Below are 15,538 nucleotides of genomic sequence, written 5' to 3'. Positions count from 1 at the left end.
GGCTCTGCCGGTAGCCCGGCCGCGCCGGGCGCACACCTTTTCAGGAGGAAGAGCACGCATGGCCGTCAGCCAGCGACCGACCGAGCAGCTCGGCGGACCCGAGCCGAGCACGCAGCCAACCCAGGGCGCGGCAGCTCCGGAGCGGCGTCCGATCCGCAAGCCGCGCTACCTGATGATCAGCAGCGAGGTGCGCCGCGATCTCCAGCAGCCGCTCACCTACTTCAAGAACCTGGAGATCATCCACCTCTACCGCAGCGCGCCCTGGAACGACATGCGGGATGAGGACTTCAACAAGCGCACGATCCGCTTCCAGTGGCCCTGGGATCTGTACTGGACGATCTCCCGGGCGAAGCCGGACATCATCCAGGGGCCGGACCCGCTCTCGATCTTGATGCTGCCGTTCCTGGTGACCGCGCTGGTCTACCTCTGGCTCCATCCGAAGGTCAAGCTCGTCACCCTCAGCCTCGAGCCGATCCCCCTCCACAAGAAGTACCACTGGCTCGTCGTGCCGCCCTACTGGGCGATCCTGGCGCTCTGGTGGCGGCGGGCCTCGGTCATCTTCTGGCTCGACACGAAGTCCCGCGACAACATGATCCGCTACAGTGCGCCGAAGCACCGCCTGGTCTACATGCTGTACGGCTGCTGGGGCATCGACGTCGAGCGCTTCCGCCCCGAAGGCCAGGCCGTCCCCATCGCGACCACCGATCCCGTCGTCCTCTTCGCCGGGCGGATCACACCAGAGAAGGGCCTGGATTACCTCTTCGATGCCATCAGGATGGTCCGCGACCGAGGCCTGGGCGTCCACCTGGCGCTGTGCGGGGCTGGCCCGCAGGAGCAGGAGCTACGAGACAAAGCCGAGCGGCTGGGCATCACGAAGCACGTCACCTGGTTCGGCAACATCAAGCACGCGGACCTCGACCGCTACATGCGGGCCGCCGACATCTTCGCACTGCCGAGCACCACCACGAAGCTCTGGATTCAGCAGCTCAGCACGGCGGCGTGGCACGCCATGGCCTCCGGACTGCCGGTCATCGCCACACAGACCGGCTGCCTCGACGAGTTCACGCCGCCGGAGGCCGGCATCCTGGTGCCCGAGCGCAACGCCCAGGCCCTGGCCGATGCCATCGCGGACCTCGTCTCGAACACCGAGAAGCGCGAGGCCATGTCGAAGGGGGCGCGGGCGTACGCCGAGACGCGCTTCGACGACCGCAAGAACGTCGCCACCGCCGAGGAGGCGATCCTCCGCTGGTGCAGATAGTGTACGGACGAACGTCTCGCTTGAGAAGCCCGAGGTGGGTGGGCGTCCTGGAGCAGCAGTAGGTATGGACGTTGCCCTGATCGCGAAGGCGGGCCATGCACACACCGGCGTCGGTCGCTACACCGGTGCGCTGACGCCGGCCCTGCAACGGCTCGGGCACCGCGTCGCACTGACCCACCCGATTGTGCCGGTGCCGACTGCCCTGACGCGGCTCGGGCAGCGGGTGGCCGGCGTGGACGCTGCCGCCTTCTTCAACAACTACCCCGTCCGGGCGCGGCCGCCGCGCGCGGACGTGGCGCATGTCAGCAGCCAGAACCTCGCCACGGTCTTGCTGCTCCGCCGGCCACGCGCGCCCACCGTCGTCACCGTCCACGACATCATCCCCTACATGGTCCGCAACGATCCGGCCCTCTGCACCTACCGCACCCTGGCGGATCGGGTGTTCGACCTGCTGGCGCTGACGGGTCTCAAGCGCGCCCACGGGTTGATCGCCGACTCGGAGTACACGCGGCAGGCGCTGGGGCAGCACCTCGGGATCGACACGGGGCGGGTGCGGGTCGTCCACCTGGGCATCGACCAGGAGCGATTCCGGCCGCGGCCGGTCACCCAGGAGCTGCGCGACCGCTTCCAGCTACGCCAGGACCGCCGCTACCTGATCTACGTCGGCTCGGAAGACCCGCGCAAGGATCTCGGCTCGCTGATCGACGCGCTGGCCCAGATCCGGCAGACCGCGCCAGACGTGGAGCTGCTGAAGATCGGGCAGGCCCACTTCGCCGACGAGCGCGAGCGGCTGCTGGCTCGCGCACGCACGGCGGGCGTCGGGGCGGCCGTCCACTTCCTCAACGACGTCTCGGACGCCGACCTGCCGGCCCTCTACTCGCTGGCCAGCGTCTGCGTGATGCCATCACTCTACGAGGGCTTCGGCTTTCCGGTGCTGGAGGCGATGGCCTGCGGAACGCCGGTGGTGGCCGCCGATGCCAGCTCGCTGCCGGAGCTGGTGGGCGACGCCGGGCTGCTGGCCCCGCCCCGCGCGCCGGCCCGGCTGGCCGCGGCCGTCGGCCAGATGCTCGACGTGGACGGCTGGTCACGCGACTGGCGGGCGGCCGGCCTGCATCGAGCGAGCCTCTTCACCTGGGACCGCACCGCCCGCCAGACGGCCGAGGTCTACGAGGATGTCCGCCACGGCACGAGATCGAAATCGCCGCCCGCGCAGGTCCGCGCACCCAGCGCCGTCTGAGCGCCGCGCTCCCCGCTCCCTTGTCGTCAACGCGTCCCCCTGCCACCCGAGAAACGCCCCTACTGCTGAGGTTCGCTGATGGCGACGAGCGCCCTTGAGGCTCCGCACCGGCCGGCGCGTACGGCTTCGCAGACGGTGGCGGCGGCGTCAGCCCTGACCGACGACCGTCTGCTGCGGCTCTTGCCGTTCCTCGTCGCCCTGTTCGTGTACGGCGCAGCCTACCTGCACATGCAGCCCACGCCGACCGGCGACGAGCCGCACTACATCCTGTACAGCCACAGCCTCGTCTTCGACCATGACGCCGACCTCGCCAACAACTACGACCGCGCCACCGTCCAGCGCTACTTCCCGTACTACGGCCAGCTCGATCCGCACGGCCGCGAGTACCTGGGCGATGGCACGATTCACTCGATCCACTACCTGGGCGTGCCGCTGCTGATCTCCCCGATCATCCTGGCCGGCGGCGGGCTGGCAGCGGTGCGGGCGCTGATGCTCCTGCTGAGCGCGCTGCTGGCGTATCAGGTGTTCGGCCTGCTCAAGGACACCCGTCTCGGGAGCGGCGGCTACGTCTGGCTGGCCTGGATCGCCACCGCCCTCTGCATGCCGATGCTGACCTTCTCCGGGCAGGTCTACCCGGAATTCCCGGGCGCGCTGCTGATCGTCAGTTGCCTGCGCGTCCTGCTCCGCACGCGGCCCACGCACCGCGCGCTGGTGCTGGCGATGCTCGGAGCGGCCGTGCTGCCCTGGCTCCACTTCCGCTTCATCGTGTTTGCCGCCGGCATCGGGCTGGGCGTCCTGTACCACCTGGCGCGCGGCCTGACGCCGGTGGGGACGTTGCGAGCGGGCCTCCAGCGTCTCCGCGAGCCGGCAGCATGGCGAGTGTTCTGGCCCGCCCTGCTGCCCGTCTCGACGCTGCTGGCGCTCAGCATCGTCACCTACCGCCTCTACGGCAGCCCGTGGCCCCCGGCGATGTATGCGCCTGAGCTGGCCTCGATTGCCCCCTGGAGCCTCGCCATCGCCTACCGTCACGGTCTCGGCGCACTGTTCAGCCCGGGCGATGGCTGGCTGCCGTATGCGCCGGTCCAGTGGCTCGGGCTGGCCGCGCTGATCCCGCTGGCCGTGCGCTTCCGCCGTGCCACACCCGCCGTGCTCCTGTTCGTCGGCGTGTACTTCCTGCTGGTGGCGGGGCCGGTGGCCGTCGGCAACAGCCTGCCTGCCCGCTACATCGTCGTGCTGACGCCGCTGGTGGCCGTGCCATTACTGCTCGCCATCGCCACCAGCGTGGCCGCGCGGCTGCTGTTCGTGCCGCTGCTCGGGCTGTCACTGGTGCTCGCCAGCCTGGGCGTCCTGCACCATACGCTGCTCTACCAGGACGGCTCGGCGCTGCCATCCCTGCCCCTGGCCACCGAGCTGCAGGAGATCTGGCCGGACATCGGCGCGGACCGGCCGCGCCTGCCGTTGACGACCCGCCTGGAGTTTGTGGTCGCCCCGGCCACGGCCCAGCGGCAGACGGGCCGCGTGGTGGACGGGACGGCCGCCCCCGTCGCCTTTGCCGCCCCTGGGACGGACCAGCCCGGAATGCTCTCCTACGGGCCGTACAGGCCGCTTCTGCCAGGGCGCTACGTGGCCCGTTTCCACCTCGCGGCGGCCGGCGACGCACCGATCCGCTCCGTCGCCACCCTCGACATCATGACCGAGCTGCCGGTGCTCTACACCGTGCTGGCCCAGCGCGATATCCGCCTCGGCGATCTGCCAACGGGCGGCGGCTACACGACCGTCGAGCTGCCGTTCACCGTCCGCGAGCGCGGGCGCATCGAGACGCGCGTGCGCTACCACGGCGAGACGGAGCTGTGGCTCGGGTCCATCGAGGTGCTGCCGGCCGCGATACAGGACACCGTCGACCAGCAGTTTCCGTCCTGGCCGCGCACCCTGCTGTGGCTGGTGCTGACGGTGTTCGTCGGCGGGCTGCTGGTGGGGCCGGCGCGGCGCGCGCCGGCCTCACTCGAACGGTAAGCGCGGACCTACGGGAGCGCGAGGCGCGGATCGACGGCGCTGGTGCTCACCCGCAGCTCGAAGTGCAAGTGCGGCCCCGTCGTGCGGCCGGTCATCCCGACCGCCCCGAGCACGTCGCCAGCCTTGACCTTGTCGCCGTCCTTGACGGAGAACGAGCCGCAGTGGGCGTACCACGTCGAGATACCGTCGCCGTGATCCACGATGACGATCCAGCCGTAGCCACTGAACCCGTCCGGGTTCTTCGCCGCCATCTTGACCGTCCCGGCAGCCGCCGCCTTGATCGGCGTGCCTTCAGGCGTGTAGATGTCGATGCCGGTGTGGCCGGGGCGGAAGCCCTGGCTGACGCCGCTCTTAGGCGGGTTGTTCGGGACCGGCCAGGCGAGCTTCGGCACCTTGCGGTTGGTGACCGTCACCGTTGGCGTGCCCATCGCCGTCATCACGCCCGGCACCTGAATGACCGGGGCGATGCTGGAGATCAGCGGCGGCGTGGGAGAACCCGTGCCAGCATTTGTTGGGATCTGCGGGATCGGCACCGGCTCCTCGGCGCTCGCAGCGGCCACGGGGGCCGGCGTGAACGCGGGATCGCCGTTGCCGCTCTTGACGGGGATCAGCAGCCGCTGCCCAGCCTTGAGGGTCGCATCCTCAGCCAGCCCATTGACCGCCGCGATGCCGGTCTTCGAGACGCTGTAGGTCTGCGCCAGCGAGTCGAGCGTGTCGCCGTCCTTCGCGACGTGCAGCTTGCCGGTGGACGGTGGGATCACCAGCTGCTGGCCCTGCTTGATGACGTTCGGGTCCGTCAGGTTGTTGGCCCAGAGCAGCGCATCGACGCTGACGCCGTGCCGCTTGGCGATCGAGAACATCGTGTCGCTGGCCTGGACGGTGTACGTCTTTGGCACGGTCGGCGCAGGCGGGACAGCGGCCGTCTCGGGGGCCGGCGCGGCAGCAGGGGTCGTCTCAGCGGCCGGCTCCTCAGCCGGAGCGTCCTCGCCAGCCGGGACGGCGGCAGCATCCGTCATGACGATGCTGTCAACGTCCTGGGCGTGCACCGCGCCGTTGCTGAGCGTCAAGCACGCCGCAACGCCAAGGATCATACCGAGGACATCGCGCCGACTACGCCGACGCCTGTCGCTCACCATCGATGTAGCTGAAGCCCTGGCCTCAGGGCCACTGCCCGACTGCGCGTCGAGCGGGAGCGGTTGTGCCAGGAAGCGGTCTGCGGGACCAATCATCGCGCGGCGGGGCCCTTCCAGCGGGGATGAGTCGGGTCACTGGGAGACGTACACGCCTGCCAGCCCGTGCGAAGCCCCCGAATAGTAGGGGCTAGCGCCTGAGGCGTCAACTCTGGGTGGGTCACAACGGAATTACATCCGCCCAAAACACGCCTCCCTGAGAAAACGACGAGCGAGGATACGAAGGGATTCGCGGCGCGTTACGATTTGAGGCGAATTCGTGACTTCCGTCAAGCAGAAAGCCTTCTCTCGGATTGCGACGGGCCTCAACGGCGCATTCGATCGACGTCGCACGCCCCGAATGCCGCGATTCTGGCCTGTCAAGACCCCCGCGCCGCCACAGTGTACATGGTCCGCCTGTTTCGCGGGCAATGTGCAGCCGAACACCTGACCGATGCATCCGGACACGGCCATCCGACGGCGCCGGGCGCGCCTGCTCAGGCAACCCATTCGGTCTGGAACACCGAGCCGTCGGGCCGCTTCTGCACGTCGATCCGCACCGGGAACCGCTCTTTCAGGTCGTCCAGGTGGGTGATGACGAGGATCATGGCGAACTCTGGCTCGATACTCTTGATCGCCTCGACCAGCCGGTCGCGCCCCTCCTGATCCTGGCTCCCGAACCCCTCGTCGATCACGAGCGTCTCCAGGCGCGCACCGGCCCGCTGGGCCAGCAGCCGTGACAGCGCGATGCGCAGGGCGAAGTTGACACGGAACGCCTCGCCGCCGGAGTACATCTCGTAGGGCCGGCTGCCGAGGTTGTCGTGGATGACCACGTCGAGCGTCTCGATCTGGCCGTCGCCGCTGGCGCGCTCGCGCTGGGTCTTCAGCTCGACGTGCATGCGCCCGGAGGTCATCGCCGCCAGCAGCCGGTTGGCCTCGTCCTGGATCTCGGGAATGGCCGTCTCGACGAGCATCGCCTGAATGCCGTTCCGCCCGAAGGCCGTCGCCAGGTCGGTGTAGAGGCCTTTCTCGCGGAGGACATCTTCCAGCTCACGGAGCCGCTCGGCACGGGTCTCCTGCAGGCGGTCGAGGTAGCTGAGCCGCTGCTGGGCCTCGCCAAGCTGCCGGCTGGCGGCCGTGTGCTCGCGCCGCAGCCGTTGGACGGCCTGCTCGCTCTCGGCCTGCCGCTCGCGTAGGGCGGGCAGATCCTTGACCTCCTCGCGGAGGGCCAGCACGCGGGCCTTGTCCTCCGCAAGCCGGGCGTCCCAGGTTGCCAGCGCCGCCCGGGCCGCGTCCAGGGCCTCGTTGCGCAGCGAGACCTCACGGCGGGCGCCGTCCAGCTCACGGGCTAGCTGCTCGTACTGCAAGAGCGGCGTCAGCTCGCCGCGGATACGGCGGTGGGTCGCCGGGTCGTAGCCGAGAGCATCGATGCGGGCCGCCACCTCGCGCAGTTGGGCCGCGTCGTCCTGGGCGTACGCCTCACACGAAAGCTGATCCTGCAGCTTCGTGACCTCCGCCCGCGCCTGCTCGACCTCCCGCGCCGACTTCTGGGCGGCCTCCAGGGCGTGCTCGGCGGTTGCCAGCCGGCGCTCGACCCCGGCCAGCTGCCCCTGCTCGGCCGCCAGCCGCTGCTGATCGGCGGTCTTCTGCTCGATGACGCCATCGAGCGCTTTGGCTCGCGCCTGGTTCTGGCGGTACTGCTCCCGCTGCGCGACGCCCTCATCGGTGTACTCGGCGGTCAGCCGCTCGCGGCGGGCAGGGTCGAGCTGGCTGTGGCAGATCGGGCAGATCGGCTCAGACTGGATCGTGTCGATCCGCGAGCGGAGGACATCCATCTCCTTCCGCAAGCCGAGGTTCGCACCGCGCAGCTCGGCGGCCTCCTCGCGGGCCGTCGCCAGCTCCCGCTCGACCTCGGCCTGCCGGGCCTGGATGCGCGCCAGCTCGCCCTGGTCCTGGTGGGCTTTCTGGACCGCCTGCTCGTACTCGCGGACCTTCCCCGCCTCGCGCTCGTGGCGACCCAGGTGCTGCTCGACGTTCCGCAGCTCCCCCTCCAGGCGCGTCCGCGCCTGCGCGATGGCGCTCTCCAGGCGGCCACGCTCGTCGTTGAGCGGCGTCAGGTCGCGCAGCTTCTGGCTCAAGGCCTCGTCGGCCTGCCGTGTGCGCTGGAGATCGGCGACGCCCTGCTCGATCTCCCGGGCGTTCTCGAGCAGCCGCTGCTGCCCGGCGATGGCCCGCTCGTGATCGGCAATGGCCTTCTTCTGCCGCTCGACCTCCGTCACAGACTGCCGCGCGCGGTTCGTCGCCTCGTCCAGCTCGCGCTCGCGGGCGGTCAGCCGGGTGACGGACTCCTGTACGGCCCGCAGCGCCGCCTCGTCCTCGGCCAGCCGCCGCTCGACCTCCACGATCTCGGCTTCGAGGCGCTGACGCTCGGCCTCATAGGTCGGGCGCTCGCGCAGCTCGGCGTCGGCCTCACGGAGCCGGTCGGTCAGCTCGCGGTGGCGAGCGTCGCGGGTACGGACCTCCTCGCGGGCGCGCTCCTGCAAGCGGTCGTACTCGGCCAGCTCCAGGATCTCGCCCAGCACCTCCTTGCGCTGGGTGGGCGTGCGGGTCGTGAAGGCGTCGGCCTGCCCCTGGAGGATGAACGCCGAGTTGGTGAAGGTCGTGTAGCTCATCCGCAGCAGCCCGACGATTTTGGCATCGGTCTCGCGGATGGTGCTCCCGCTGATCGAGCGGAAATGGTCGCCGTCGAGGATCGAGAGATCGAGCAAGGTCGTGCCGCTGCCGCGTCCGGTCCTGGGGGCGGTCCATTTTCGCAGCACGCGGTAGGTCTCGCCGGCCAGGCGGAACTCGTATTCGACTTCCATCTCGGTGCGGCCGGCGTGCACGAGTTGCTGAGCCGAGCCAGCCCCGGCCCGCGAGTAGCCCCAGAGCGCCCAGGTGACCGCGTCAAGGAGCGTGGACTTACCGGCGCCGTTCTCGCCCGAGAGGCAGGCGAGATGGATGCCCTCGAACACGAGCGGCTCGTGGACGTCGGTGTACGACATGAAGTTGCGGAGGCCGAGCTTGACGGGGATCATGGCGAGGTACTCCCCTCACCCCCCGCCCCGCTGCGCGGCGGGGGGTGAGGGGTGGTCTTCGCAAGCTGCAGCACGTCGAGTCTACTCCGCCATCAGGCCGCGCGCGCGCGCCAGCAGCTGTTCACGGCGGTCACTGGTCACGGACTGCTGGCGCTCGAAGTAGAGCGCAAGCAGCTCCAGAGGCGAGCGGCCCTGCAAGTCCGCGCCAGCGATCCGGATGCGCGCCTCGTCGGTGTACTCCCGCTGGATCGGGATGACGTAGTGGGCATCGGCAAGCTGGTGGCGCAGCTCGCGCTCGTCCAGGGCCTGGATGCGCGAGCGCGGCCCCGCCAGTTGCAGCCGCACGATCGATCCGGGGAGCTTCGGGCCGGCGCGGAGGATCGCCCGCGAGACCTCTTCCATCGGCGAGTCGGTCATCGGCTCGCAGCGGATCGTCAGAAAGGGCCGCGCCTTGACCGGCACGAACTGCCACTCGCTCTTGCCGGGCTGCAGCTCGACCAGCACAAACCCCTTCCGCTCGTCCTCCTCGCTGAAGTCCACCCGGTTGATGCTGCCCGAGTAGACGACGGGCCGCTGGCCGCTGACCACCTGCTGATGCTTGTGGATGTGCCCGAGCGCGTAGTACCCGATGTTCGGCAAGTCGAGCATGCTGACGTTGAGCATCGGATCATTGCCGAGCGTCAGCAGCCGCTCGGCCCCGACGCGCGCCCCGAAGACGTGGGCATGCCCGACCAGCGCCGTCGGCAGGCTCGGGTCCAGCTCGGCGCTCAGCTCCTGAAGCCGGGTGTCGATCATGCCGGCCATCTGCTGCATCAGCTCGTCCAACCCGAGGTTCTTGAAATCTTCGTGGGCCAGGAACGTGCTGCGGGTGAGCCAGGGCAGCGCCACGATCTGCAACGGGCCGTGCCGCGTCTGCACGCGGGCGGTCGCCATGGTGCGGAGGACGGTGACGCCCGGCAGCTCCAGCGTGCGGAAGATGTCGAGCGAGGTGGCGCGGCCGGCCGCCATCGGAGTGTCATGGTTGCCAGGGACCAGGATCACTTCGACGTTGGCGCGAATCAGCTTCAGGATGCGCCGGGCGAACTCCCGCTGATGGGTCGGGGAAGGGTCGCGCGACTTGTAGACGTCGCCGGCCACCACGACGGCGTCGACCTCGTCCTCAATCGCCCGGTTGACGGCCTCGTCCAGCGTGTCGAGAAAATCGTGGAGGCGGGTATTGAGGCCGGTCTCCGGGTTGATCCGCCCGTAGTTCTCCATGCCGATGTGGACGTCGGCGATGTGCAGCAGCTTGATCATGCCTGGGCCAGAGGATGGCCCTCACCCCCCGGCCCCCTCTCCCGCGTACAGGGAGAGGGGGAGATACCGTGCTCGCTGCCGGTCGCCCCTCTCCCCGTGAGGGAGAGGGGGTGGGGGTGAGGGGGAAGGTTGAATCTATTCATCATCAGGGAACAGATCCTGGTACTTGCGGGTCGGCTTGACGCTCGTGGCGATGGGATCCTGGCCCCAGGGGCGATCGTTCGTCACCAGGCGCGGCATCTTGCTGGCTGCCTCGGCGACCCATGCGTAGAACGTCTCGTCGTAGGTACGGGTACGCAGCGCCATCGGCATCGGGACGGCGTGCCCGAGGATCATCGCCTGCTGGCGCGAGTCGAGGCTGGCGAGGATCGAGCGGAGGTGCCCAGCGCCGCTGACACCCGCCAGCACCGCCTCGATGTCCTTGTCGTCGTTGAGGGCGCAGGTGATCCGCGTACCGATCTGCGAGAGCACCTCGTCGTCGATGCCCGAGGGCCGCTGATCGACCACCAGCAGCGTCACGTTGTACTTCCGCAGCTCCCGCGCGATGGTCCCGAAGATCGTCTGGTTGGCCGCCCGCGAGTTGAGAAACTTGTGGGCCTCTTCGATGGTGATGGTCAACTGCGGGGGCGCCTGCCCGCCGCCCTGCTTGTGCGCCTCGACCTTCTTCGTCCACTCACGGTGGATGCGCCGTGTGATGACGTTGGCGGCCAGCATGTAGGCCAGCAGGCTGTTGTGCTGCCCGAACTCCAACACCACGTGCTGGCGCTGGCCGAGCGCCGCCAGCAGCCGATCCAGGCCAGAATCGCGGTCGCTGACGTGCGGCTGCACGAACGGCAGACGGCGGATCAGCAGCAGCTTGCGCTGGAGCGCTGACAGCGAGCCTTCGTGCGCGCCGACCCGCCCATTCAGCTCGGCAATGACCACGTCCTCGTCGGTCAGCTGCGCGATCCAGTCCCGCCCGAGCCGCGACTCGCACAGCGCCGCCGACTCGACGGCTGTGGCGTTCAGCCGCAGCTCGTCGGCCAGCAGCTCGATGTCCTCGATCTCGATCTCGTTCAGCCCGATCTTGATGAGGCCGTCGTTGCTGGTGGTGGAGCGCGGATCGAGCGTGTAGACCTGGACCCGCGAGCCGAACAGCGGCTTCAGCCCCTTGACCCCGTAGCCGCCCTCGCTCTGGCTGGTCCAGCCGTACTCGCTGTGCATGTCGAAGATCAGGTTGACGGCCGCGCCGCTGGTCACGACGCCACAGAGCAGCAGCCGCGTCAGAAAACTCTTGCCGGTGCCGGACTTCCCGAAGACGCCGTTGGAGCGCTCCACGAACCGTTTCAGATCGAGGCGGACGGGCACATCCATGTCGAGCGGCTGCCCGATCTCGAAGCGATGATCGGCCTCCGCGCCGAAGACGCGGTCGAAATCGCCCTCGGCCGCCGTGAAGACCTCGGCGAAGTGCGGCGGGATGGTGCGGACGGGGCGCGGGCCGTCCTCCGTCGCGGCGTCTTCCGAGCCGTCGCGGGCCAGCATCAGCATCGGCTGGACCGCCAGCGCGCCGTAGGCCGTGGTGCCAGCCAGCACCTCCAGCGCGAAGAGATCGTCGGGCACGGGCGGATCGGCCACCATGTCGTGGCTGGTCGAGTCGAGGCGGACATCGGTCACCAGACAAAAGTAGTCGTGCTTGCGGCCGGTGACGCGCACGAACTGGCCGACGCGCACGTCCTCGATGGACTGGAGGCCATCGAGCCGCGCACGCAGGCCATCCACGAGCGAGCCCTCGACGATCAGGCCCAGGCGATCATCTGCCACGGCTCTCTCCCACTACCGAACCTGGTCCTCCACCGCCGCTCTCAGAGCAACATATGCAAGGTTCAATTGTTATCCCGAGCCTGCGAACGATCTCTCCCGCTGGCTCGATCCTCGCTGTTCAGTTGTCATCCCGAGCCTGCGAACGATCTCTCCCGCTGGCTCGATCCTCGCTGATGAGGCTGTCACCCTGAGCCTGCGAACGATCTCTCCCGCTGGCTCGATCCTCGCTGTTCAGTTGTCATCCTGAGCCTGCGAAGGATCTCTCCCGCTGGCTCGATCCTCGCTGATGAGGCTGTGAGATCCTTCGACTGCGCTCGCACGCTCGCTCCGCTCAGGATGACAGATGGACGTTGCATGCTCGCTCCGCTCAGGATGACAGATGGACGTTGCGCGCCCACTCCACCTGCAGACTCCTCAGTCAGCCAGCGCCCGCAGGATCGCCGTCAGGCGCGGATAGTCGTTTTTCAGGAGCGTCGCCAGCTCGCGGCCAGCCTTGATGCGGAAGCCGCGCGCGTCCCGGTGCGCCGTCGAGGCCAGCCGGATGTTGGCCGCCAGCAGCGCATCGACGGGCGTCTGGAGCGATGAGAGAATGGTACGCAAGTAGTCCAGCCGACCGGTCAATTTTGCGATCTCAGACGGGTCACATTCAACAACCGACCAGTGCAGCGGCGGCGGGCTGGGCGGCAGGTAGGCGCGCAGGGCGTCTCCTTCCTGGTGGCCGACGATCAGCGCCGAGAACTCCGTCCGCAGCAACTGTTCGAGGTCGGGGTTCTGGTCGAAGATCGCCTTGTCGCGCATGCCGTCGCGCCCGCGCAGGACGGCCCGGCCGCCCGGCTCGAGGCTGCCGGTGTGGATGGCGTAGACCACGCCGTAGACCGTCCGCTCAGGGACGGTGACCTTGACGAACCCGCCGAACGGCGGCGCGACGTTCAGGGTGCAGGCCTGGGCCGTGAACTCGGCCACGGCGGTGTCGATGATCTCGCCGCTGGGCGCACCCTGCGCGCTCCTGTCAGCCGCCTCGTGGTCGGCGTGGGTCAGGGGCAGCCAGTGGTAGCCGTTGCCGCCGTTCAGTCCTTCCATGCTGCTCCCCCGGGGCCGCCCGGACCGCCTGGACTGGCCAACCCTCGAACATCTGTCTCAGTGTACACGCCAGCGGACGCCTGCATGAAGTCCTGTGAGAAAAACGGACCGGCCCCTGCGTGGTGCGGCCAGCGGCGTCACGTCTGCGTGCCAGAACGGGAGGGCGGCGTTGGCGTCGGCATCTCGGATTCTGAGCGGCCACGCCGCCGGATGCGCTAGAGTCCCCCTCTAGAGCATTGTGGGCGCACCTGTGGCGTCCAGGCGGGAGTAGGACCGTGCGCGAGCAACTGGCGAACGCGATCCGGGAACGGACCGGACTTGACGAGGCGATGGCCCTACAGGTGGCCGATGTCGCACTGGACTTCATCAAGGGGCAGTTGCCGCCCGCGCTCGCGCCGGTGCTGGACGGGCAGGCGCCTGACCTGAGCGATCCGGGCGCGCTGCTGGGGCAGCTTGGCGGGCTGGGCGGCCAGCTTGGGAACCTCGGGGCGTTCGGCGGCCTGTTCGGGCGGCGTCCGGAACAGGGATGACGCGTCTTCAGCGATCGGTTGTCAGGAGCGTTCGAGGCGGCGCATCAGGTTGTCTCGCATGCACGCCGGCTCAACCGCTGACGACCGATCGCTGTTAGCTGACAGCTGACTTCAGGAGCGCCCGACGAGCTCCGGCTCCAGCAGCTCGGACAGCGGCGCCGGCAGCTTGGCGAGCGGGCGGTCGATCCAGACTTGCCAGGCCCGCTCGCTGTCGCGCCACCACGTCTCCAGCGTGCCCTCGACGGTCACCTCCGGCAGCGCCGGCAACTCGACCAGCACGGTTCGCTCGCCCCGCAGGAAGTAGTACTGCACCAGCACTCCTGGAGCATCCACCTCGTCAAGGCGAACCGCTCCGTCACCGCCTGTCACGCCGGCCACCGCCCACGTCAGCGGGGTTCCATCGGCGTCCAGCACGCGCACTTCCTGACCGTCAAGCCTGCTGCGCCCAGTCATCGCACGCCTCCCGGGATCGAGCCAGTGCCTCAGCTCCACCTCTACGCTCATCTCGTGTCGGTGCGCGTGCGCTTGTGGCCAGGCCACACCGGAGCGCCCGACGCAGACACGATAACGCCACCCGCACGGGATGTCACGGATTACGTCACGTGAGCCGATGTTCTCCTTGCACTGGCAGCTTCCTTGCTTGGGCGGCCACCGTTGGCCGTCACCGGGTCCACCCTGCATAACGCCCGTTCACCCAGATGTGGGACGGCCCAGGCGCGCGAATTCATGCAGATGTGTCACCGGACGCTCAGGCCGGCCCGCGTCACGAGCCGGCCGACATCGGCGAGGCCGGAGGCCGCTTGCGAGGCGCTGTGCAGCATGCGTTCCGCGATCTGTGCACCGGGGTTACGATCTGGTGACAGTCGTGCGACGGTGTGCGCACCCGTGCGCGGGGCAGCTCAGCGCGTGGAGGCCGTCAGGCGAAAGGCGTCGCTCAGGGTGCGGGTCAGCTCCAGAAAGCGCATCCCGTAGCTGGCTGACGGCTCGATCTGGTGTCCTTCGAGCCACTCATTGAACGACGAGATCATCACCCAGTCCGGCCCCGAGGCAATGGCCCCCTGGAAGGTGCGCTCGTAGTAGCTGCCGCCCGCCCGATCCACCGCGAAGGTCTTCCCGCGCCCGGGAATGCGGGTATCGTCGTAGCCGGGCATCGCCGTGGCGATCCACCGCTTCGCCGTCCCGTTCGCGCCGTTGTACGCGCGGACCTTACCGCCGTAGCTGGCAAGCTGGCTGGCCGGGTCCGCCGCCCAGGCGATGGAGTACGGGAAGATGCCGTCGAACACGTCGAGGATGCTGAAGTCGTCGCCTTCGCCGATCCAGACGGCCTGCCGGGCCGGATCGACCTCGTCCAGCAGCGCGCGCCACGCGGCAACCGCTGGCGCACCGCGCTGGTTGACCCGCGCGCCGTTCGGACCGAAGACGGCGGACGGCCGCCACACAAAGATGACGGGGCGGCCATCCACACGCAGATAGGCCGGGTGGCTCGCATGGGTTGCCAGCGCGTGCTTGAGCGCCGTCACCAGCGAGGCGCGCGTCGGGAAGAACTCGCCGCTGTCCGTCTCCAGCAAGATCGCCAGCTTCAGGCCGGCCGGCTGGGCCACGTCGAGCAGCGTCTTCAGATTGTTCTCGGTGGGGTTGTTGTCGCGCGGGCCGAACCACGCCGAGACCAGCACATCGATGCCAGCGTCCTTCGCCCAGCCCACGTGCCGCTCGACGGTCTCACGGTGCCAGGAGGCGTACGGGATCAGCGGCCGGTCCGCCGTCACGCCGCTGTCCCAGGCGCCCTCGTCGTACCAGGGGTAGTAGAGCGCCAGCACCAGCGGCTGCGTCCCTGGGAATGAGGTCGGCACACCCTGCGCGGCGGCGATGCCCGCCCCCAAACCGAGGGCTACGGCGAGAGCAAGCGCAAGGGCGATCAGGCGACGCATCGGGACTCCGGACATCAGGATACGGCACAGAGGGAACGAGCGGGCGCTGCCGGCGGTGACGGCCGACGACGGAGCACCTCACCAGCATGAGGTGGCCGCCAGTATCCTGGTCTACGGTGAGGTCCACGTCGCGTCCTGCTCTCGCGTCTG

11 protein-coding genes are annotated in these 15,538 nt (G+C 69.0%); 4 read left to right on the top strand and 7 right to left on the bottom strand.

Annotated elements, in window-relative coordinates; genetic code table 11:
- The first annotated feature begins 58 nt into the window (after window positions 1-58).
- The 3 genes from IT306_25355 to IT306_25345 all read left to right on the top strand — a co-directional run bounded on the left by IT306_25355 (window position 59) and on the right by IT306_25345 (window position 4,508).
- Window positions 59-1,258, top strand: a complete 1,200-nt coding sequence (locus IT306_25355; protein MCC7371771.1) for a glycosyltransferase — start codon at window positions 59-61, stop codon at window positions 1,256-1,258.
- Between the two features lie 64 nt (window positions 1,259-1,322).
- Entirely contained in the window at window positions 1,323-2,495 is a 1,173-nt protein-coding gene (locus IT306_25350; protein ID MCC7371770.1) for a glycosyltransferase family 4 protein, read from the top strand.
- Between the two features lie 78 nt (window positions 2,496-2,573).
- On the top strand, window positions 2,574-4,508 hold the full coding sequence (locus IT306_25345; GenBank protein MCC7371769.1) for a hypothetical protein: 1,935 nt from the start codon (window positions 2,574-2,576) through the stop codon (window positions 4,506-4,508).
- Between the two features lie 8 nt (window positions 4,509-4,516).
- Here the strand turns inward: IT306_25345 and IT306_25340 are convergent, their stop codons facing one another.
- The 5 genes from IT306_25340 to IT306_25320 all read right to left on the bottom strand — a co-directional run bounded on the left by IT306_25340 (window position 4,517) and on the right by IT306_25320 (window position 12,930).
- Window positions 4,517-5,599, bottom strand: a complete 1,083-nt coding sequence (locus tag IT306_25340) for a LysM peptidoglycan-binding domain-containing M23 family metallopeptidase (protein MCC7371768.1) — start codon at window positions 5,597-5,599, stop codon at window positions 4,517-4,519.
- A gap of 575 nt (window positions 5,600-6,174) precedes the next feature.
- The gene (locus IT306_25335) at window positions 6,175-8,754 is read right to left on the bottom strand and encodes an SMC family ATPase (protein ID MCC7371767.1); all 2,580 of its coding nucleotides are present in this window, start codon (window positions 8,752-8,754) and stop codon (window positions 6,175-6,177) included.
- A gap of 81 nt (window positions 8,755-8,835) precedes the next feature.
- Complete coding sequence (locus IT306_25330) at window positions 8,836-10,050, bottom strand: exonuclease SbcCD subunit D (GenBank protein MCC7371766.1); 1,215 nt, start codon at window positions 10,048-10,050, stop codon at window positions 8,836-8,838.
- Window positions 10,051-10,185: 135 nt separating this feature from the next.
- Window positions 10,186-11,850 carry an ATP-binding protein gene (locus tag IT306_25325; protein ID MCC7371765.1) on the bottom strand — a complete coding sequence of 555 codons (1,665 nt, stop codon included), beginning with the start codon at window positions 11,848-11,850 and terminating at the stop codon, window positions 10,186-10,188.
- Window positions 11,851-12,264: 414 nt separating this feature from the next.
- On the bottom strand, window positions 12,265-12,930 hold the full coding sequence (locus IT306_25320) for a hypothetical protein (GenBank protein ID MCC7371764.1): 666 nt from the start codon (window positions 12,928-12,930) through the stop codon (window positions 12,265-12,267).
- Between the two features lie 275 nt (window positions 12,931-13,205).
- Here IT306_25320 and IT306_25315 point away from each other — a divergent pair, with 275 nt between their 5' ends.
- Window positions 13,206-13,460 carry a hypothetical protein gene (locus IT306_25315; GenBank protein ID MCC7371763.1) on the top strand — a complete coding sequence of 85 codons (255 nt, stop codon included), beginning with the start codon at window positions 13,206-13,208 and terminating at the stop codon, window positions 13,458-13,460.
- 111 nt (window positions 13,461-13,571) lie between these two features.
- Here the strand turns inward: IT306_25315 and IT306_25310 are convergent, their stop codons facing one another.
- Complete coding sequence (locus tag IT306_25310) at window positions 13,572-13,913, bottom strand: hypothetical protein (protein MCC7371762.1); 342 nt, start codon at window positions 13,911-13,913, stop codon at window positions 13,572-13,574.
- 446 nt (window positions 13,914-14,359) lie between these two features.
- Window positions 14,360-15,388: a glycoside hydrolase family 99-like domain-containing protein gene (locus tag IT306_25305; GenBank protein ID MCC7371761.1), complete on the bottom strand. Its 1,029-nt coding sequence runs from the start codon at window positions 15,386-15,388 to the stop codon at window positions 14,360-14,362.
- Between the last annotated feature and the right edge of the window lie 150 nt (window positions 15,389-15,538).

The organism is Chloroflexota bacterium, assembly GCA_020850535.1.
GTDB lineage: Bacteria > Chloroflexota > UBA6077 > UBA6077 > JACCZL01 > JADZEM01.
Note: the sequence above shows the minus strand (reverse complement) of the source record. Positions and strands in the feature narration are given on the sequence as shown.